The organism is Enterobacter sp. MGH85 (genome assembly GCF_001037655.1).
In the GTDB taxonomy this organism is placed as follows: Bacteria; Pseudomonadota; Gammaproteobacteria; order Enterobacterales; family Enterobacteriaceae; genus Enterobacter; species Enterobacter intestinihominis.
Window position 1 is genome coordinate 2,175,506 of record NZ_KQ089925.1, and the last position, 19,788, is coordinate 2,195,293.

Consider the following 19,788-nt stretch of genomic DNA (forward strand, 5'->3'; position numbering starts at 1 on the left):
ATGCCAAAGATTGTTATTTTGCCTCATGCGGACCTCTGTCCGGATGGCGCTGTTCTGGAAGCGAAGACCGGTGAAACCATTCTCGATGTAGCCCTGCGTGCAGGTATCGAAGTGGAACACGCCTGTGAAAAATCCTGTGCCTGCACCACCTGCCACTGCATCGTGCGTGAAGGTTTTGATTCTCTCGCCGAGAGCACCGAAGACGAAGACGACATGCTGGATAAAGCATGGGGTCTGGAGCCAGACAGCCGCTTAAGCTGCCAGGCCGCGGTGACCGATGAAGATCTGGTCGTGGAATTCCCACGCTACACCATCAACCACGCACGCGAGCATTAATATGGGACTGAAGTGGACTGACAGCCGTGAAATCGGCGAAGCGCTCTACGACGCGAACCCGGATCTCGATCCGAAGACCGTACGATTCACCGACATGCATCAGTGGATCTGCGATTTAGAGGATTTTGACGACGATCCAAACGCATCCAATGAAAAAATTCTGGAGGCGATTCTGTTAGTCTGGTTAGATGAAGCAGAGTAAATCACTTAACGGGCTGCCTTCAGGCGGCCCGTTTGCTAATAAGGACAAATAAAATGACCGAAGCGATGAAGATTACGCTCTCCACGCAGCCAGCCGACGCACGCTGGGGCGAGAAAGCCACCTGGAGCATCAATAACGACGGTATTACCCTGCACCTGACGGGTAACGATGATTTGGGCCTGATCCAGCGCGCCGCGCGTAAAATTGACGGCCTGGGCATTAAGCATGTCACTCTGACTGGCGAAGGCTGGGACACCGACCGCAGCTGGGCTTTCTGGGCGGGTTACAAAGGGCCGAAAGGCACCCGTAAAATTGAGTGGGCGAACCTCGATGAAGCCGGTCAGAAAGAGCTGGAAAGCCGCCTGAAAATTATCGACTGGGTGCGCGACACCATCAACGCCCCGGCGGAAGAGTTGGGGCCTGAGCAGCTGGCGCAGCGCGCGGTTGACCTGCTGTGCGGCGTGGCGGACGACAAGATGTCCTACCGCATCACCAAAGGTGAAGACCTGCGCGAACAAAATTACATGGGTATCCACACCGTGGGTCGTGGCTCCGAGCGTCCTCCGGTCCTGCTGGCGCTGGATTACAACCCAACCGGCGATAAAGAAGCGCCCGTCTTTGCCTGTCTGGTCGGGAAAGGTATCACCTTCGATACCGGCGGTTACAGCCTGAAGCAGAGCGCGTTCATGGATTCCATGAAGTCCGACATGGGCGGCGCGGCGACCATTACCGGCGCGCTGGCGTTCGCCATCACCCGTGGTCTGAACAAGCGCGTGAAGCTCTACCTGTGCTGCGCGGATAACATGGTGAGTGGCAACGCCTTCAAGCTGGGCGACATCATTCGCTACCGCAACGGTAAAAATGTTGAGGTGATGAACACCGATGCCGAAGGCCGTCTGGTGCTGGCCGATGGCCTGATCGACGCCTCTGCGCAGAAGCCGGAGCTGATTATCGACATGGCGACCCTGACCGGCGCGGCGAAAACTGCCCTTGGCAACGATTACCATGCGCTGTTCAGCTTCGACGACAAGCTGGCCGCTCGCCTGCTGGCCAGCGCGGCGGCGGAAAACGAGCCGTTCTGGCGTCTGCCGCTGGCCGAGTTCCACCGCAGCCAGCTGCCGTCTAACTTCGCCGAGCTGAACAACACCGCGAGCGCGGCGTACCCGGCGGGAGCCAGCACAGCAGCAGGCTTCCTGTCTCACTTCGTTGAGAACTACCATGAAGGCTGGCTGCACATTGACTGCTCCGCAACCTACCGTAAAGCGGCGGTTGAGCAGTGGTCAGCAGGCGCAACCGGTCTGGGTGTGCGTACCGTGGCGAACCTGCTGACGGCTGAGTGATCTTTTTTGCCGGGTGGCGCTACGCTTACCCGGCCTACAAAACCCGTAGGCCCGTGCAAGCGTTGCGCCGCCGGGCAATTGTGAAGTAGCCAAACTATGTCAGAAACCAAAAACGAATTAGAAACCCTGCTGGAGCAGGCGGCGACCGAGCCCGCCCACCGTCCGGCCTTTTTCCGCACGCTGCTGGAATCCACCGTCTGGGTGCCGGGCACCGCAGCAGAAGGGGAGCAGGTTGTCGAAGACAGCGCCCTGGATCTGCTGCACTGGGAGAAAGACGACGGCACGTCGGTGATCCCGTTCTTTACCTCGCTCGAGGCCTTGCAGGAAGCGGTAGAAGACGAACAGGCGTTCGTGGTGATGCCGGTGCGCACGCTGTTCGAAATGACCCTGGGGCAGACGCTGTTCCTCAACGCCAAACTGCCGACAGGGAAAGAGTTCACTCCGCGTGAAATCAGCCATCTGATTGGTGACGAGGGCAACCCGCTCAGCACCCAGGAGGTGCTGGAAGGGGGCGAAACGCTGCTGCTGTCTGAAGTGGCCGAGCCGCCCGCGCAGATGATTGACTCCCTGACCACGCTGTTTAAAACCATCAAGCCGGTAAAACGCGCGTTCCTCTGCTCCATCAAAGAGAGCGCTGACGAAAAGCCTGTTCTGCTGATTGGAATTGAGGCCGACGGCGATGTTGACGAGATCATCCAGGCGGCGGGAAGCGTAGCGACCGACACGCTCCCGGGCGATGAGCCGATTGATATCTGTCAGGTGAAGAAAGGTGAGCAGGGCATCAGCCACTTTATTACCGAGCACATCACCCCATTCTACGAGCGTCGCTGGGGCGGCTTCCTGCGCGATCTCAAGACCAACCGCATTATCTGATTACGGCGGGGTGACCTTCACCCCGTTGCTTCCAGCAACAGTAAATCCATCAGCAGCACCAGATTCGACTCAAACGACGTCACCCCTGCGGCTTCGGCGGCGAAATGTACCGCTTCGTCATAGAGGGCAAAATGCACGTCGGCCATACCTGCCAGCGTATTGGCCGACGCGCGGGTAAACGCGACGATCGTCATGCCGACGTTTTTGGCGATCCGCGCTTTATCCAGCACCTGCTCCGTTTCGCCGCTGCGCGAAACGGCAATAAATACCTGATAGCGTGCGGCGTTGCTGAGAAAAATATTCCGGCTGTCCCCCGGTCCGGAGATGAACGCGGTTTTTCCCAGCACCTGCAACTTCTTGGTCAGGTACTCGGCAAAAAGATATGAAAACCCGGCGCCGTAGAGAAAGAAGCTCTCTTTCTGGCGCAGCAGGCTGGCAAACTGCTGGCGTTTGTCCTGGGTAACCCACTGGAAGGTCTGCTGATAGTTGGCAATAAACCGGGCAAAAAGCGCGGGCATTTCTGCATGTTGCGCAGACTGTACGGTGATATGCGGCGTGTCAGAAAGCAGCTGCTTGCAGTGCCAGATAAACTCGCTAAAGCCGCTGAAGCCCAGCTTCTGGCACAGCCGCATAATCGTCGCGGTGGAGACAAATGTCGCCAGCGCCAGCTCGCGCACCGTGATATTGCCCACCAGCAGCGGATGCTCAGTGAGGTGGGCGAGAACGCGATACTCCGCGCGGGTCAGTGACGACCCGCGTGTTAACAGCGTTGCCAGGCGGTTATCCATTATTTAGCCGGTTCTACCGGCAGATCGTCCCGTGCACCCCATTCACTCCAGGCACCGTCATACAGCATCACGTCATTTGCGCCAAGGGTTGCCAGCGCCAGGATCACCACGCAGGCCGTCACGCCGGAGCCGCAGCTGGCAATAACCGGACGATGCAAATCCACGCCCTGACGTTCAAAAATGGCACGCAATTCATCGGTGGTTTTCAGCTCGCCTTCAAACACCAGATCGCCCCACGGCACGTTCAGCGCCCCCGGGATATGTCCGCGCTTCAGCCCCGGACGCGGCTCATCCGCTTCAGCGTTGAAGCGCGGAGCAGGACGGGCATCGACGATTTGCGCCGTGTTTTCGTGGCTCACGACCAGCACGTCGGTCAGGCGTTTCACCACGTGTGCGTCGAACGTGGCATCGAATTCGCCTTCCGGCAGCGTCACGTCGCCCTGCTGAAGCGGCAGCTCGTCGCGCTTCCAGCCCGCAAGCCCGCCCGCCAGAATCGACACTTTTTCCACGCCGAAGTTTTTCAGCATCCACCACGCCCGCGGGGCGGAGAAGAGGTTACCCTCATCGTAAACAACGAGGTGTTTGTCTTTGCTGATGCCGAGCTCGCGCATCGCCACGGAAAACGCTTCCGGACGAGGCAGCATGTGCGGCAGGGGAGAGGTGTGATCGGAGAGGGCTTCGATATCGAAAAAAACCGCGCCAGGCAGGTGCCCTGCGTGATATTCAGCGGGAACGTCACGATGCTCCTGGCCCGGAGGGGCCATGCGCGCGTCGATAATCTGAACTTCCGGGTCGTCGCCGTGCTCAATCAGCCAGTCGGCGGCGACAAAATATGAGGTGGACATGGTTGCCTCCATTCTTTTCCGTAAAAAAGGATTGTCGGTGTTTTTTCTGACACCGACAAGTTAACCACGTTCAACTCGCGAGCAAGCCCCTATTTTTTCACCGCTTCACCGTCCTGCCATGCCTTTTGCAGCGCTGGCCAGTAGTCGCGGTTGGCTTCGATCATCTCATCCAGAATCGCTTTCGCGTGCTCCATGGTCGGCACGGTGCGGTTCAGGGTAAACGCCTGCAACGCTTTCTCGTAGCTGCCTTCGATGGTTGCCTCCACCAGCAGCTGTTCAGAAGCGAGCTGCTGTTGCAGGAGCGTCTGGTGGAACAGCGGCACCCGACCCACGCGGACGGGCTCTGGTCCTTCGGAGGTAATATAGGCAGGCACTTCCACCACCGCATCATAAGGCAGGTTGGTAATCGCCCCGCGGTTTTCCACCATCACCAGGTGACGCTGGCGCAGGTTGAATGCCAGCGAGCAGGCGACATCGACGATAAATTCGCCGTGAACACCTACGTGGAAGGCGTCCGGTAAGATCCCGCTGCGCTGGTACTCTTCGGCGGCGGCAAACAGCTTTTTCTCACGTCCGTTCATCACTTCGTTGGCACGGGTATAGTCCGGGTTCTGATGCTCCACAATCTGGTTCGGCATCAGGTAGTACTGTAGATACGGGTTCGGCAGGTACTCCGGGAAGTTATCCATAATCGGCTTGATGTTGCGCCAGGTTTTCACCCATGACGGATCCGAGTGCTGCGGGTCGGTTTTGGCCGCGTCTTCCGTCAGCAGGCCAAACTTCGCGATATGTTTACGCAGCTCCGGCAGCTTGTCCTCGCCGTCCACCAGCACGCGGGTAAACCAGCCGAAGTGGTTGAGGCCAAAATAGTCCACCTCCAGTTTATGACGGTCCACGCCCAGAATGGCGCCCATATTGCGCATCGCGGCGACAGGCATATCGCAGATGTTCAGCACGCGTGCGTTGGGGCGCAGGCGACGCACGCCCTCAGCGACGATCGCCGCCGGGTTGGAGTAGTTCACGATCCACGCCTTTTCGTGCGCGTAGCGTTCCACCCTATCGATCAGCTCTACCATCGGCAGGATCGTACGCAGGCCATATGCCAGCCCGCCGGGTCCGCAGGTTTCCTGGCCGACCACCCCGTGGCGCAGCGGAATTTTTTCATCCTGCTCGCGCATTTTGTACTGTCCGACGCGCATCTGAGCAAAAACAAAATGCGCGCCGCTGAAGGCCACCTCCGGATCGCTGGTGACGGTGAATTTGATGCTCTGGCTGTGGTCGCGAATGACCTTTTCCACCACGGGCGCAATGGTGTTCTGGCGCGCCTCGTCGATGTCATACAGGCGAATCTCTGCCAGGGGGAAATCGTGCAGGCGTACCATCAGGCTTTTCACTATACCTGGCGTGTAGGTGCTGCCGCCGCCGGCAATCGACAGAATGAATGGGGGTGTTAACATCTTTAGCTCCTTTCAGAGAAACGTCTCAACGGCTTCTCGCATTTTTTTGACATGCAGCCCGTAGACCACCTGAACGTTGTTACCTTGTTTGATAATCCCTTTCGCGCCGGTCGCTTTCAGGCGCGGTTCGTCGATGATGGCGACGTCCTTCACCGTGACGCGTAAGCGGGTGTAGCAGTTATCAACCACCTGAATGTTTTCCCGACCGCCCAGACCGACGACGATCGATTCGCCCAGCCCGTCATTATTTCCCTTCGCCTGGTATTCCTGTTTGCTGTAGAGGCGCGTCTCCCGATCGTCATCTTCACGACCGGGCGTTTTCATGTTGAAACGCAGGATCAGGAAGCGGAACACCACGAAATAAAGAGCGAACATGATCAGCCCGACCACGATGTACATGGGCCAGTTGGACTTTTCCGTGCCGAGCGGCAGGTTGTAGAGGATAAAATCGATAATTCCGTTGGCGCCGATGGCGTGAACGCCAAACAGGGTGAACAGCATCATGCCAATGCCGGTCAGCACCGCATGCACCACGAACAACAGCGGGGCGACAAACAGGAAAGAGAACTCGATCGGCTCGGTTACGCCGACCAGCAGCGAGGTCAGCGCCGCCGGGATCAGAATGGCTTTCGCAATCGCTTTACGCTCTGGCTTCGCGGTCATGTACATCGCCAGCGCGGCGGCGGGAAGGCCGAACATCTTGCTGATGCCGCGAGCATCCCACACCACGGTGCTGCTGAGCTGCTTCACGTCCGGGCAGGCCATCTCGGCGAAGTAGATATTGCGCGCGCCATGGTAAGCCGTACCGCACACCTCCTGCGTACCGCCCAGTTCGGTATACAGGAACGGCGTATAGACCAGATGATGCAGGCCCGTCGGCACCAGAATGCGTTCAAGGAAACCGTAGATCGCCACCCCAAACGGACCGGACCCTTTGATCGCCAGCGCCAGGGCGCTTATTCCATGCTGTGCGTACGGCCAGAGTTCGCTCATGACCACGCCGAGCAGCATAGAGACTGGCAACATCACAATCGCGACAAAGCAGTGGCCGGAGTATATCGCCATCGCGCCGTTAAACTGGACACCGGAATATTTGTTGTACAGATAACCGGAGAGCGCCCCGGTCAGGATCCCGGCGAAAACGCCCATCTCCAGCACCTGGACGCCCAGAACCATGCTTTGTCCGGCGGCTTTCATCTGCTCTGCAGGGGCCAGTTCTCCCTGAAGCTGTAACGTCACGTTCATGGCATTGATAAACACGATAAAAGTCACCAGCCCAATCAGCGCCGCGTAGCCTTTGTCTCGGGTTGCCAGGCCAATGGGGATCCCGACGGCAAACAGCAGCGCCAGGTTGACCAGCACCGACACGGCAGATTTGGCGATCAGCTGGCCGACACTCTGGATCAGCGGATGGCCGAGAAACGGCAGGTACTCGGCCAGATTGCCGTTACCCAGCACATTCCCAAAGGCGATAAACAGACCGACGATAGGTAAGATAAGTACAGGTCCGTAAAGTGATTTTCCGAAATTTTGTAGGGCGTTCACGGCTCGTTTCATGGCTTTCTCTCTTATTGAACCGCGCACTCGGGGTGCGTCATGGTCATAAAACTAGCAGGCATGATGCGAGCTTATCCAGCTATCTTCTTGTTTTAAAAACAAATGACGCGAAAGGTAACATGTTACGTTACGCTGTGTGATCGCGGTTCCACCCTCGCATACGAGTACGATGCCATTCTGCGAGGCGCTTTCCAGATTATAAAATTGGACTTTTTGTAATAACGAAACTTGCGGATAATACTTATCCGGACGACGACCAACAGGCTCCTCAGGCCAGGGACATAGGATGAAACCGTTTCGCTTAGCTGCGATCTCTCTCGCGCTGCTCACCACCTTTACGCTTGTCGGCTGTGATAACAGCGATGACAAACCTCAGGCCGCTGCCCCCGCAGCGTCTACTACATCAGAACAGAAAACCCCGGCAAAACCGGATCCTGAAAAGCTGGCTAAGCTGGCCGCGCAGAGTCAGGGTAAGGCGTTGACGCTGCTGGATGCCTCTGAAGTGCAACTCGACGGTGCTGCGACACTGGTTCTGACCTTCTCTGTACCGCTGGATCCCAGCCAGGATTTTGCGAAAACGGTGCATGTGGTGGATAAAAAAAGTGGCAAAGTGGACGGCGCCTGGGAACTGGCCCCCAATCTGAAAGAGCTGCGCCTGCGCCATCTGGAGCCGAATCGTAATCTGGTCGTCACCGTCGAGCGTAATTTGCTGGCGCTGAACAAAGCGACATTCGGCATTGACTATGAAAAAGCGATCACCACCCGGGATGTTGAACCGACGGTCGGATTCGCCAGCCGCGGATCGCTGCTGCCGGGTAAAGTGGTGGAAGGGTTGCCGGTGATGGCGCTCAACGTCAACAATGTGGACGTGAACTTCTACCGCGTTAAGCCGGAGTCGCTGGCCTCGTTTGTCAGCCAGTGGGAGTACCGTAACTCGCTGACCAACTGGGAATCTGACAACCTGCTGAAGATGGCGGAACTGGTCTACACCGGCCGTTTCGACCTCAACCCGGCGCGCAACACGCGTGAAAAACTGCTCCTGCCGCTCAAAGATATTAAGCCGCTCCAGCAGTCTGGCGTCTATATCGCCGTGATGAATCAGGCTGGTCACTATAACTACAGTAACGCCGCGACGCTCTTTACCTTAAGTGATATTGGGCTGTCCGCTCACCGTTATCATAACCGCCTGGACATCTTCACCCAGAGTCTTGAAAACGGTGCGGCGCAGTCAGGCGTGACCATTACCCTTCTGAACGATAAAGGACAGACCCTGGCCGAGGCGAACAGCGACGCCGATGGTCATGCGAAACTGGAAACCGATAAAGAAGCCGCGCTGATCCTGGCCAGTAAAGATGGCCAGACCACGCTTCTTGACCTCAAACTTCCGGCACTGGATCTGGCGGAGTTTGATATCGCCGGTAACCCGGGTTACAGCAAACAGTTCTTTATGTTTGGCCCGCGCGATCTCTATCGTCCGGGTGAAACGGTGATCCTTAACGGCCTGCTTCGCGACAGCGATGGCAAACCGCTTCCCGAGCAGCCTGTAAAACTTGACGTGCTGCGTCCGGACGGCCAGGTAGCGCGTACGGTCGTTGTGCAACCTGAGAACGGCCTTTATCGCTTCAACTATTCGCTTGATAGCGGCGCCCAGACCGGCATGTGGCATATTCGCGCGAATACGGGGGATAACCAGCAGCGCATGTGGGATTTCCACGTCGAAGATTTTATGCCTGAGCGTATGGCGCTGAATCTGACCGGGCAAAAAACGCCGGTTTCCCCGCAGGAGGATGTGGACTTTAACGTTGTGGGCTATTACCTGTACGGCGCGCCGGCTAACGGTAATTCTCTGCAAGGCCAGCTTTTCCTGCGTCCGCTGCGTGACGCGGTGCCTGCACTGCCTGGCTTCCAGTTCGGTGATATTGCCGAGGAGAACCTGAGCCGCAGCCTGGATGAAGTGCAGCTTACGCTGGACGAACAGGGGCGCGGACAGGTTACCACCGAAAGTCAGTGGAAAGAGGTGCACTCGCCGCTGCAACTGATTTTGCAGGCCAGCCTGTTGGAATCAGGCGGGCGTCCGGTAACGCGACGCGCCGAGCAGGCTATCTGGCCTGCGGCTGAACTTCCGGGGATCCGCCCACAGTTCGCCAGCAAGGCCGTGTACGACTACCGCACCGATACCACCGTCAACCAGCCGATTGTTGATGAGAACGGCAACGCCAGCTTTGACATCGTCTATGCCGATGCCAGCGGGGCGAAAAAAGCGGTATCTGGTCTGCAGGTGCGTCTGGTCCGCGAGCGTCGCGACTACTTCTGGAACTGGTCCGAGAGCGAGGGCTGGCAGTCTCAGTTTGATCAAAAAGATCTGGTTGAGGGCGAGCAGGAACTTAACCTCAAGGCCGATGAAACCGGTAAAGTCACCTTCCCGGTGGAGTGGGGCTCATACCGTCTGGAAGTGAAAGCCCCTGATAGCATGGTCAGCAGCGTGCGCTTCTGGGCGGGGTACAGCTGGCAGGATAACAGCGATGGCACGGGTGCTGCACGCCCGGATCGTGTGACGCTGAAACTGGACAAGCCATCCTATCAGCCAGGCGATACCATCAACCTGCATATTGCAGCGCCGGCCGCAGGCAAGGGCTATGCAATGATCGAATCCAGCGAAGGGCCACTGTGGTGGAAAGAGATCGACGTACCGGTTAACGGTCTGGATCTCGCCATTCCGGTGGATAAGGCCTGGAAACGTCACGATCTCTACCTCAGCACGCTGGTGGTTCGTCCTGGCGATAAATCTAAATCCGCCACGCCAAAACGCGCGGTTGGTCTGCTGCATCTGCCAATGGGGGACGAAAATCGTCGCCTGAGCATCGCACTTGATAACCCACAAAAAATGCGTCCGAACCAGACGCTTTCTGTGAAAGTGAAAGCCAGCGTAAAAGAGGGGGCTGTGCCACAGAAGGTGAACGTGCTGGTCTCGGCTGTTGATAGCGGCGTGCTGAACATTACCGACTACGTCACGCCGGATCCGTGGGAAGCCTTCTTCGGTCAGAAGCGCTATGGCGCGGACATCTATGATGTTTACGGCCAGGTGATTGAAGGTCAGGGACGTCTTGCCGCACTGCGCTTTGGCGGAGACGGCGATGAACTGAAACGCGGCGGTAAGCCACCGGTGAACCATGTCACCATTATTGCTCAGCAGGCGCAGCCGGTTACGCTTGATGCCAACGGTGAAGGCACCATCACGCTGCCGATTGGCGATTTTAACGGCGAACTGCGTCTGATGGCGCAGGCCTGGACGGAAGACGATTTCGGCAGCAGCGAAAGCAAAATCATTGTGGCGGCTCCGATTATCACCGAGCTTAACACGCCGCGATTCCTCGCAAGTGGCGATACCTCTCGCCTGACGCTGGACCTGACCAACCTTACTGACCAGCCGCAAACGCTGAACATTGCGTTAACCGCAACCGGTAAGGTGTCGCTCGAAGGTGCTCAGCCAGAGCCGGTTAAGCTGCCGCCTGGCGCTCGTAGCACTCTGTTTATTCCGGTGCGCGCGCTGGAAGGCTATGGCGATGGTGAAGTAACTGCTCAGGTGACGGGGCTTCAGCTCCCTGGTGAGACGTTTGCGCCGCAGCATAAGAGCTGGAAAATTGGTGTACGCCCCGCATTCCCGGCGCAAACGGTGAATACGGGCACGATGCTGAACCCTGGCGAATCCTGGAGCGCGCCAGCACAGCATATCGACGGTTTCTCGCCTGCCACGCTACAGGGACAGCTGTTGCTCAGCGGTAAACCACCTTTGAACCTGGCGCGCTACATTCGTGAACTTCAGGCCTATCCATACGGATGTCTTGAGCAGACCACCAGCGGCCTGTTCCCGTCCCTCTACACCAACGCGGCACAGCTTACGGCGTTGGGCATTAAAGGCGACACCGACGATAAACGCCGTGCGGCCATTGATATCGGCATCTCCCGTCTGCTGCAAATGCAGCGTGACGATGGCGGTTTTGCCTTGTGGGATAAAAACGGCCCGGAAGAGTACTGGCTGACCGCCTATGTTACGGACTTCCTGGTGCGGGCAGGGGAGCAGGGTTACAGCGTGCCTGCCGAGGCGGTGAATAACGCCAACAGCCGACTGCTGCGCTATTTACAGGATCCGGGGATGATGTCCATCCGCTACAGCGACGACACCCAGGCCAGCAAATTTGCTGTCCAGGCGTATGCTTCGCTGGTGCTGGCTCGTCAGCAAAAAGCGCCGCTCGGTGCACTGCGTGAAATCTGGGAGCGTCACGCTCAGGCCGCTTCCGGGCTTCCGTTGATGCAGCTGGGCATGGCACTCAAACTGATGGGGGATACACCGCGCAGCCAGCAGGCGCTGGATCTGGCTCTCAAAACTCCCCGTAACGACAGCCGAAACTGGATGGCGGATTACGGCAGCCAGCTGCGTGATAATGCCCTGATGCTCTTCCTGCTGGAAGAGAACAAGCTGCTGCCGGATGCGCAAAACAGGCTGTTGAACGCGTTATCTGAAGACGCGTTCAGCCAGCGCTGGCTGTCAACCCAGGAGAGCAATGCGCTGTTCCTGGCTGGACGTTCACTGCAAACCTTGTCAGGCGCGTGGCAGGCAACGACCACCCTCTCTGAACAGACCCAGAGCAGTGATAAAGCGCAGGTAGAAAACCTGAACGGCGACCAGCCTGGTGCCTTGCAGGTGACGAATACCGGCACGACGCCGCTGTGGGTACGACTGGACACTACTGGCTATCCGGAGTATGCGCCCCAGCCATCTTCTCACGTCTTGCAGATTGAACGTCATATCCTGGCGACAGACGGCAGCAGCAAGTCGCTCTCTTCACTTAAGAGCGGTGAGCTGGTTCTGGTGTGGCTGGAAGTGAAGGCCAGCCAGAACGTACCGGATGCGCTGGTGGTGGATCTGCTCCCGGCAGGTCTGGAGCTGGAAAACCAGAATCTGGCGAGCAGCAGCGCCAGCTTGCAGGACAGCGGCAGTGAAGTGCAAAACCTGCTGAATCAGATGCAACAGTCTGATATTCAGCACATGGAATTCCGGGACGATCGCTTTGTGGCCGCCGTGCCGGTCAATGAAGGTCAGCCGGTCACGCTGGTTTACCTGGCCCGTGCCGTTACGCCGGGAACCTATCAGGTGCCTGTTCCGATGGTCGAGTCCATGTACGTTCCGCAGTGGCGGGCAACGGGGTCGGCCAGTGGCCCGCTGATCGTTGTTCCGTAAGATGCGGATAGCACGCCTGATTCGCTCCCGCTGGCTGTGGCTTGCGGGAGCGCTTCTCTTTTCAGGGGGGCTGATTGTCGCCGCTGACCGCGTGTGGCCGTTGCCCCTGAAAGAGGTCAACCCTGCGCGAGTGGTCGTGGATGAGCAGGGTGTTCCGTTGTGGCGTTTTGCCGACAGCGAAGGCATCTGGCGCTATCCGGTTACCATTGAAGAGGTTTCCCCACGCTATCTTGAGGCGCTGATCCAGTATGAAGATCGCTGGTTCTGGGATCACCCTGGCGTCAATCCGCTTTCTGTACTGCGTGCCGCCTGGCAGGATCTCACCGCCGGGAGAGTGGTTTCTGGCGGGAGCACGCTTACCATGCAGGTGGCACGCCTGCTGGATCCGCATCCGCGTACCTTTGGCGGTAAAATTCGTCAGCTGTGGCGGGCGATGCAGCTGGAGTGGCATCTCTCCAAGCGTGAAATCCTGACGCTGTATCTCAACCGTGCCCCGTTTGGCGGCACGTTGCAGGGCGTGGGCGCGGCAAGCTGGACTTATCTTGGCAAACCGCCGTCTCAGCTGAGCTATTCCGACGCGGCGCTGCTGGCTGTACTGCCACAGGCACCCAGCCGTCTGCGCCCCGACCGCTGGCCGGAACGTGCCGAAGCGGCGCGGAACAAAGTGCTCGACCGCATGCTGACTCAGGGCGTCTGGTCTGAGAAGCAGGTGAAAGAGTCCCGTGAAGAGCCGGTCTGGCTGGCCCCCCGGCAGATGCCGCAGCTGGCGCCGCTCTTTTCCCGCATGATGTTGAGTAAAAGCCGCGACACAAAAATAGTCACCACGCTGGATGCAGCTTTGCAACGACAGCTTGAAGAGCTGGCAATGAACTGGAAATCGCGCCTGCCTGCCCGCAGTTCACTGGCGATGATCGTCGTGGATCATACATCCATGAAAGTGCGTGGCTGGGTAGGCTCGGTAGATATCAATGATGACAGTCGCTTTAGTCACGTGGATATGGTCAATGCGATCCGATCACCGGGATCGGTCCTCAAGCCATTCATCTATGGCATGGCGCTGGACGATGGCCTGATCCATCCCGCTTCGTTATTACAGGATGTTCCAAGAAAAACGGGGGATTATCGCCCCGGCAACTTTGACAGCGGTTTCCATGGGCCGGTCAGCATGAGCGAAGCCCTGGTGCGTTCCCTCAACCTGCCTGCGGTGCAGGTACTGGAAGCGTACGGCCCAAAACGTTTTGCAGGCATGCTGAGCAACGCGGGATTACCGCTCATACTCCCCGCGGGTGCGCAGCCCAACCTCTCCCTGATCCTGGGTGGCGCTGGGGCACGCCTGGCTGATATCGCTGCCGCCTACAGTGCCTTTGCGCGGCAGGGGCAGGCGGGCCGGTTGCGTTTACAGCCGGGAGATCCGCTGATCGAACGTCCGCTGCTGTCGCAGGGGGCGGCGTGGATCATTCGTCGCATTCTCGCCAGTGAAGCACAGCCCCTGCCGGACAGTGCGCTGCCCCAGGTTGCGCCGCTGGCGTGGAAAACGGGCACCAGTTACGGCTACCGGGATGCCTGGGCCATCGGGCTGAACGCCCGGTATGTCATTGGAATCTGGACCGGACGTCCGGACGGCACGCCCGTTGCCGGGCAGTTTGGTTTCGCCAGCGCAGTTCCGCTCCTGCATCAGGTCAATAACATGCTTCAGTCCCGCTCGATGGTGGATGAAGCCCGTCTGCCGCGCGATCCGCGTCCTGCAAGCGTAGGACGGGGCGTGATTTGCTGGCCGGGGGGCCAGTCCCTGCCTGAAGGGAACGAAAACTGTCGGCGTCGGCTGTCAACCTGGCTGCTGGAAGGCAGTGAACCGCCTACGCTGCTGCTGCCGGAACAAGAGGGTATTCGCGGGATCCGTTTCCCGGTCTGGCTGGATAAAGAAGGCAAACGCGTCGCAGCGGATTGTCCTGATGCGACAGAAAAAGTGCTGGATGTCTGGCCGCTGCCGCTGGAGCCCTGGCTGCCTGCTGCCGAAAAACGGGCTGCTCGTCTCCCCGCCCGTTCAGCGATTTGCCCTCCGCTGAATAACCATAATGCGGCGCCGCTGATGTTGTCAGGCGTCAGAGAAGGGGCGGTAATTAAACGTCTTCCGGGTGAGAAAAACATGACCCTGTTCGTTTCAACCAGCGGCGGGGAGGGGCAACGATGGTGGTTTTTGAATGGCGAACCGCTGGACGGACATCAGAAGAATTATTCACTGCAATTATATTTGTCGGGTAAATATCAGTTAGTTGTATTAGATGAAACAGGACAAACGGCGACTGTCAATTTTGAGTTAGATCGCTAAGTGTTACTCCTCAAGAGTTAGCTTGATAATTATCAATATCCGTTCCTGAAAAAAAACGAGAATGCGTTTTTATTTTAAGGAACGAGCAATGGAAAAAAATAAACATCAGGGAGAGGGGACTATTCCCGCCATATCCCGGCGTCAGTTTATTCAGGCAGGATCGGCGCTCGCCGCTCTGCCTTTTGTCGTCAAAACCGGCAAAGTACAGGCACAGGGCGCGGCGGTTTCAGACACTACGCCTGAAGAAAAAGTAGTGCAAACCTGTAGTACGTTTGACTGCGGCGGCAAGTGTGATATTCGTGCTCACGTCAGTGAGGGCGTTGTGACCCGAATTTCTACGCGTCCGGATAACGCGTTGGATCCGCAAATGCCCGTAATGCGCGCCTGCGTGCGTGGCCGGGCTTATCGGAAATTTGTTTACCATCCCGATCGACTGAAATACCCAATGAAACGTGTAGGGAAACGTGGCGAAGGAAAATTCGAGCGTATTACCTGGGATGAAGCCACCACCCTTATTGCGAATCAATTAAAAACTATTACGCAAAAATACGGTGCGGCTTCACGCTATGTTCATGTGGGCACCGCTGTGTCCGGCGGGACTTTTTCCGGCGATAAAATGGTTCGTCGTCTGCTCAACTTAACCGGCGGCTATCTCGAAAGCTATCACTCGGTCAGTATGGGTAACACGGCGGCAGCAACGCCGTATACCTATGGCACCGCTGCCAGCGGCAGTTCTCTTGACACGCTGCTGGACACCAAACTGGTCATCCTCTGGGGACATAACCCGACGGAAACGATCTTTGGTCACAGCAACCACTTCTACCAGAAGATGAAGCAAAACGGCACTCGCTTTATTGTTGTCGACCCTCGCTATTCCGATACGGTTTCCTCCCTGGCCGATCAGTGGATCCCGCTGCTTCCCACCACGGACAACGCCCTGATGGACGCGATGATGTATGTGATCGTCACGGAGAACCTGCACGATCGCGACTTTATTCAGCGCTACACCCTGGGCTTTGACGAAGACACTATGCCAGAAGGCGTTCCGGCCAATGAATCCCTGATGGCTTACCTGAGCGGCGCAAAAGATGGCGTGGCGAAAACGCCCGAGTGGGCAGAGAAAATCACTCACGTGCCTGCACAAACAATTCGGCAACTGGCGCGCGACTACGCAACCACCAAACCCGCTGCGCTGATCCAGGGCTGGGGACCGCAGCGTCATAACTGCGGCGAGCGCACCGCGCGCGGCTCGACGTTGCTGGCTACGCTCACGGGTAACGTCGGGGTGAAAGGCGGTTGGGCAGCAGGCTATGGCGGCTGCGCAAACCGGAAATTTGCCGCCGGACCAGAAATGCCGGACAACCCGGTCAAAGCCAAAATATCGGTGATGAACTGGGTGCAGGCCGCCGACGATGCCTCTCAGGTCACCGCGGACGTCGGCCTGAAGGATGCCGAAAAGCTGGACAGCAATATCCGCATCCTGTTCTCGCTGGCGGGAAATTATCTGGCTAACCAGAACCCGGATCTTCATCAGGCAACCCGTGTCCTGGAAGACGAGTCGAAAATCGAGTTTATCGTCGCAAGCGATCTGTTTATGACGCCGAGCGCCCGATACGCCGACCTTCTTTTGCCGGAAACCAGCTTTATGGAACGCTGGAATATCGGCGAAACCTGGGGCACGGCAAGCTATCTGATCCTGTCAGAAAAGCTCATTGAACCTGAATTTGAACGCCGTTCAGACTACGACTGGCTGCGGGAGGTCGCCGCTAAGCTTGGCGTCGAACCCGCGTTCAGTGAAGGGCGTGACGAAAAAGCGTGGATTGAGCACATCTGGGAGCAGACGCGTCTTTCCATGCCTGACGAAAACCTGCCGGACTTCGCGACGCTACAGAAGACGCGTCAGCACCTTTTCAAAAGCGCGCCGTTCGTCGCCTTTGAAGACAACATTCGCGATCCGCAGAATCATCCGTTTCCGACGCCGTCCGGAAAAATTGAGATCTTCTCGAAGCGTCTGTACGACATGCATCACCCGGAAATTCCGGCGCTGTCGCACTACGTGCCTGCCCATGAAGGGCCGGAAGACGCGCTGGCGAAACGCTTCCCGCTCCAGCTGATTACATGGAAAGGAAAAAACCGCGCTAACTCCACCCAGTACGCCAACCCGTGGTTAATTGAGGCGCAGCAGCAAAAGCTGTGGATCAACCCGCAGGATGCGCAAAATCGCGGCATTGCGCAGGGAGATACCGTGCGTATTCATAACGCGCGCGGCATTTGCGAGATCCCGGCGGAGGTCACGCCGCGCATCATTCCAGGCGTTGTGGCCATGCAGGCAGGTGCCTGGTGGCAGCCGGACGAGCAGGGTATTGATAAGGGCGGCTGCGCGAACGTGCTCAGTTCCGCACGTATTACCGCGCTTGCGAAAGGGAATTCCCATCAAACCATGCTGGTGGAGGTAGCTAAAGCATGAGTCAGTTTAAACATTACGCACCGGTAAGCGACAAACAGCTGGGTTTTTATATCGACTCTTCTCGCTGCTCGGGCTGCAAAGCATGTCAGGTAGCGTGCAAAGATAAAAACAACCTTGAGGTCGGACGTCGTTTCCGTCGCGTGTACGAAGTTAATGGCGGGAGCTTTATCCCGACCGGGCAGGGTGGCGTCAGCAATAACGTTTTTGCCTACACGCTCTCTATCTCCTGTAACCACTGTGCCGACCCAATCTGCACCAAAAACTGTCCGACCACTGCGATGCATAAGCGTCCGGGGGACGGTATTGTGCGCGTAGATACTGATAAGTGCGTCGGCTGCGGCTACTGCGCGTGGTCATGCCCTTACGGCGCGCCACAGCTCAACGAGCAGACCGGGCAGATGTCCAAATGTGATTTCTGCGTGGATCTACAGGCGAAGGGGGAACAGCCTGTCTGTGTGGCAACCTGTCCACTCGAAGCGATTAAATTCGGGCCGATTGATGAACTGCGGGCGAAGTATGGTGCGGTCTGTGATGTGAAAGGCTTGCCTGATTCCTCCATCACCAAACCGAACCTGGTGATCAAAGCGCATCAGGGCGCAGAGAAAGAGGGGAAACGTCATGCATGAGTTACCGCTGCTGATTTTTACGCTGTTCCTGCAAGGATCGGTTGGCGTTACGCTGTGGCTGGCCTTCGGAAGCACGCAACGCAGCGCGCTGCTGCCGGCTGCCGGAGCGTTTGTGCTGGCCAGCCTCGGTCTGCTCGCCTCCGCGTTGCACATGGGCTATCCACTTAATGCGTTCAACGCGCTGCGTCACGTATCCAGCTCCTGGCTGAGCCGTGAGATTATCTTTGCCAGTCTTTATCTTGCGGCACTTGGCCTCGCAACGCTGCTGATGTTTGTCAAAAAACCAGGCTGGAAGCCGCTGTTGGTTGTGGCAGGTCTTGTCGGGCTGGTGGATGTGTTCTGCATGGCGCAGATCTACATGCATGCATCCGTGGTGACGTGGCATCACATTAATACCCTGGTGCTGTTTATCGGTTCGGTGGGAATTATCGGTTCAGCCTGCATGGCCGTTGGGGCACGTTCCCAGACTCGCGTGCGAACGGCGATTGTCATTATCACGCTGCTGGTGATTGCACGTCTGGTGATGCAGCCCGTCTGGCTGGCAGATATTACGGCTATGGACAACACCGTTGTGACGTTCCCACACGCACCGTTACAAATGCTGGAGCAACTGCGAACCGTGCATCTGCTGAGCTGGTGCGTTTCCGTTGCGGGTATGGTGTGCTTTGCTGCGGGCGGCTTAAAAGCGGCGCGAGGCACAATGCTGTTGGGCAGCGCCTTGCTGATTGTGGGTGAGCTGATGCTGCGCTTTGTTTTCTTCAGTATTGGCTGATGGGCGGATTAACCTTTGCCCCGGCGATGGACGTGACGCATGCGTGCGTCCGTCGCCGTTTTCGCCACTCTTCCTGCTGCGCCTGCGCGGACGTCTGTCCCGTGCAGGCTTTTTCTTTTACCGACACCGGCGTCTCGGTTGATGACAGCCGCTGTATTGAATGCAGTGACTGCCTGTTTGTCTGCCCCGCTGAAGCCATCACCGGCATCACGCCGCGAAAACGTTTTCTGTGTGGCGATACGCTTGTTGGGCCTTTTACTGACCGTGCGCCAGGGGTGAATGAGCTTCTGCTGTGGCACGCGCAGCACCACGTTCGTTTTATCAGTATCGACGCGGAGCAGAATCCTGAATGGTTGCTGGCGATTGCCCGGCTGAATCTGGCGCTTCGTCGACGTGGTGAAGCAGCGTGGGCGTTTAAACATATACCCGTCAACGAGGTAAATACCGCCCGGCGTGCGCTGATGCACGTTCCCCGTGAGGATGTCCGGGTCTGTTGCGTCGTGCCCGGTCAGCGTGAGCTGCGCAGGGCGTTTTCTGCATTTAGCGAGGCAGAGATAACTCTCGATACCGAATCCTGCGTACTCTGCGGCGCGTGCTGGCGGAGTTGTACGGAAAACGCGATTCGGTTTGAGAACGCTGAACTGGTCGTGGAAACCGGACGCTGTACGGGGTGTGGCGGCTGCGAAGCGGTATGCCAGCATGCGGCGATAAACGTGACGCAAACAGACGGGACAGCGAAAAGCGTGACCATACCGGCATATGAAGCCGTTTGTTTGACGTGCCACCGTCATTTCTGGTCATTTAGTTCTGATGAAAAGCAGTGTCCGCTCTGTTTTCACCATCAGTACGGCATGCGAAATACGAGCTGTTGCTAATCTTCGTCTCATTTTAAAAAAATGTTATGCATAACCATAGGCAATGGCGCTATTGCTCTTTATAATCCGCGCCACACCATAC

14 protein-coding genes are annotated in these 19,788 nt (G+C 57.5%); 10 read left to right on the plus strand and 4 right to left on the minus strand.

Annotated elements, in window-relative coordinates; translation table 11 throughout:
* The 4 genes from fdx to sseB all read left to right on the plus strand — a co-directional run bounded on the left by fdx (position 1) and on the right by sseB (position 2,751).
* Positions 1-336, plus strand: a complete 336-nt coding sequence (fdx, locus tag SK51_RS10330; protein ID WP_003860652.1) for an ISC system 2Fe-2S type ferredoxin — start codon at positions 1-3, stop codon at positions 334-336.
* A 1-nt stretch (position 337) separates the two neighbouring features.
* Entirely contained in the window at positions 338-538 is a 201-nt protein-coding gene (iscX, locus tag SK51_RS10335; protein ID WP_003860650.1) for a Fe-S cluster assembly protein IscX, read from the plus strand.
* 53 nt (positions 539-591) lie between these two features.
* Positions 592-1,878, plus strand: coding sequence for an aminopeptidase PepB (gene pepB, locus SK51_RS10340; RefSeq protein ID WP_023306708.1), 1,287 nt, complete (start codon positions 592-594; stop codon positions 1,876-1,878).
* Between the two features lie 96 nt (positions 1,879-1,974).
* Positions 1,975-2,751 (plus strand): enhanced serine sensitivity protein SseB, encoded by a 777-nt coding sequence (gene sseB, locus SK51_RS10345; protein WP_023306707.1) that lies wholly within the window; start codon positions 1,975-1,977, stop codon positions 2,749-2,751.
* 17 nt (positions 2,752-2,768) lie between these two features.
* Here the strand turns inward: sseB and SK51_RS10350 are convergent, their stop codons facing one another.
* From SK51_RS10350 to SK51_RS10365, 4 genes are all read right to left on the minus strand, one after another.
* Positions 2,769-3,539 (minus strand): MurR/RpiR family transcriptional regulator, encoded by a 771-nt coding sequence (locus SK51_RS10350; protein ID WP_023306706.1) that lies wholly within the window; start codon positions 3,537-3,539, stop codon positions 2,769-2,771.
* Positions 3,539-4,384, minus strand: a complete 846-nt coding sequence (sseA, locus tag SK51_RS10355) for a 3-mercaptopyruvate sulfurtransferase (protein WP_023306705.1) — start codon at positions 4,382-4,384, stop codon at positions 3,539-3,541. Before sseA ends, SK51_RS10350 begins: the two co-directional genes overlap by 1 nt.
* An 89-nt stretch (positions 4,385-4,473) precedes the next feature.
* Positions 4,474-5,841, minus strand: a complete 1,368-nt coding sequence (locus SK51_RS10360; RefSeq protein WP_023300715.1) for a 6-phospho-alpha-glucosidase — start codon at positions 5,839-5,841, stop codon at positions 4,474-4,476.
* A gap of 12 nt (positions 5,842-5,853) precedes the next feature.
* Positions 5,854-7,398 (minus strand): PTS transporter subunit EIIC, encoded by a 1,545-nt coding sequence (locus SK51_RS10365; RefSeq protein ID WP_023306704.1) that lies wholly within the window; start codon positions 7,396-7,398, stop codon positions 5,854-5,856.
* Positions 7,399-7,684: 286 nt separating this feature from the next.
* On the opposite strand from SK51_RS10365, the gene SK51_RS10370 reads away from it, so the two are divergent.
* From SK51_RS10370 to SK51_RS10395, 6 genes are all read left to right on the plus strand, one after another.
* Positions 7,685-12,637: an alpha-2-macroglobulin family protein gene (locus SK51_RS10370; RefSeq protein ID WP_023306703.1), complete on the plus strand. Its 4,953-nt coding sequence runs from the start codon at positions 7,685-7,687 to the stop codon at positions 12,635-12,637.
* Position 12,638: 1 nt separating this feature from the next.
* Positions 12,639-14,966: a peptidoglycan glycosyltransferase PbpC gene (gene pbpC / locus SK51_RS10375; protein ID WP_032676143.1), complete on the plus strand. Its 2,328-nt coding sequence runs from the start codon at positions 12,639-12,641 to the stop codon at positions 14,964-14,966.
* Positions 14,967-15,054: 88 nt separating this feature from the next.
* Positions 15,055-17,433, plus strand: coding sequence for a DMSO/selenate family reductase complex A subunit (locus SK51_RS10380; RefSeq protein ID WP_023306701.1), 2,379 nt, complete (start codon positions 15,055-15,057; stop codon positions 17,431-17,433).
* Positions 17,430-18,059 (plus strand): DMSO/selenate family reductase complex B subunit, encoded by a 630-nt coding sequence (locus SK51_RS10385; protein ID WP_022649006.1) that lies wholly within the window; start codon positions 17,430-17,432, stop codon positions 18,057-18,059. The genes SK51_RS10380 and SK51_RS10385 overlap by 4 nt, the downstream gene beginning before the upstream one ends.
* Entirely contained in the window at positions 18,052-18,831 is a 780-nt protein-coding gene (locus SK51_RS10390) for a dimethyl sulfoxide reductase anchor subunit family protein (protein WP_023306700.1), read from the plus strand. The genes SK51_RS10385 and SK51_RS10390 overlap by 8 nt, the downstream gene beginning before the upstream one ends.
* Complete coding sequence (locus tag SK51_RS10395) at positions 18,831-19,706, plus strand: 4Fe-4S binding protein (RefSeq protein ID WP_023306699.1); 876 nt, start codon at positions 18,831-18,833, stop codon at positions 19,704-19,706. Before SK51_RS10390 ends, SK51_RS10395 begins: the two co-directional genes overlap by 1 nt.
* The last annotated feature ends 82 nt before the right edge of the window (positions 19,707-19,788 follow it).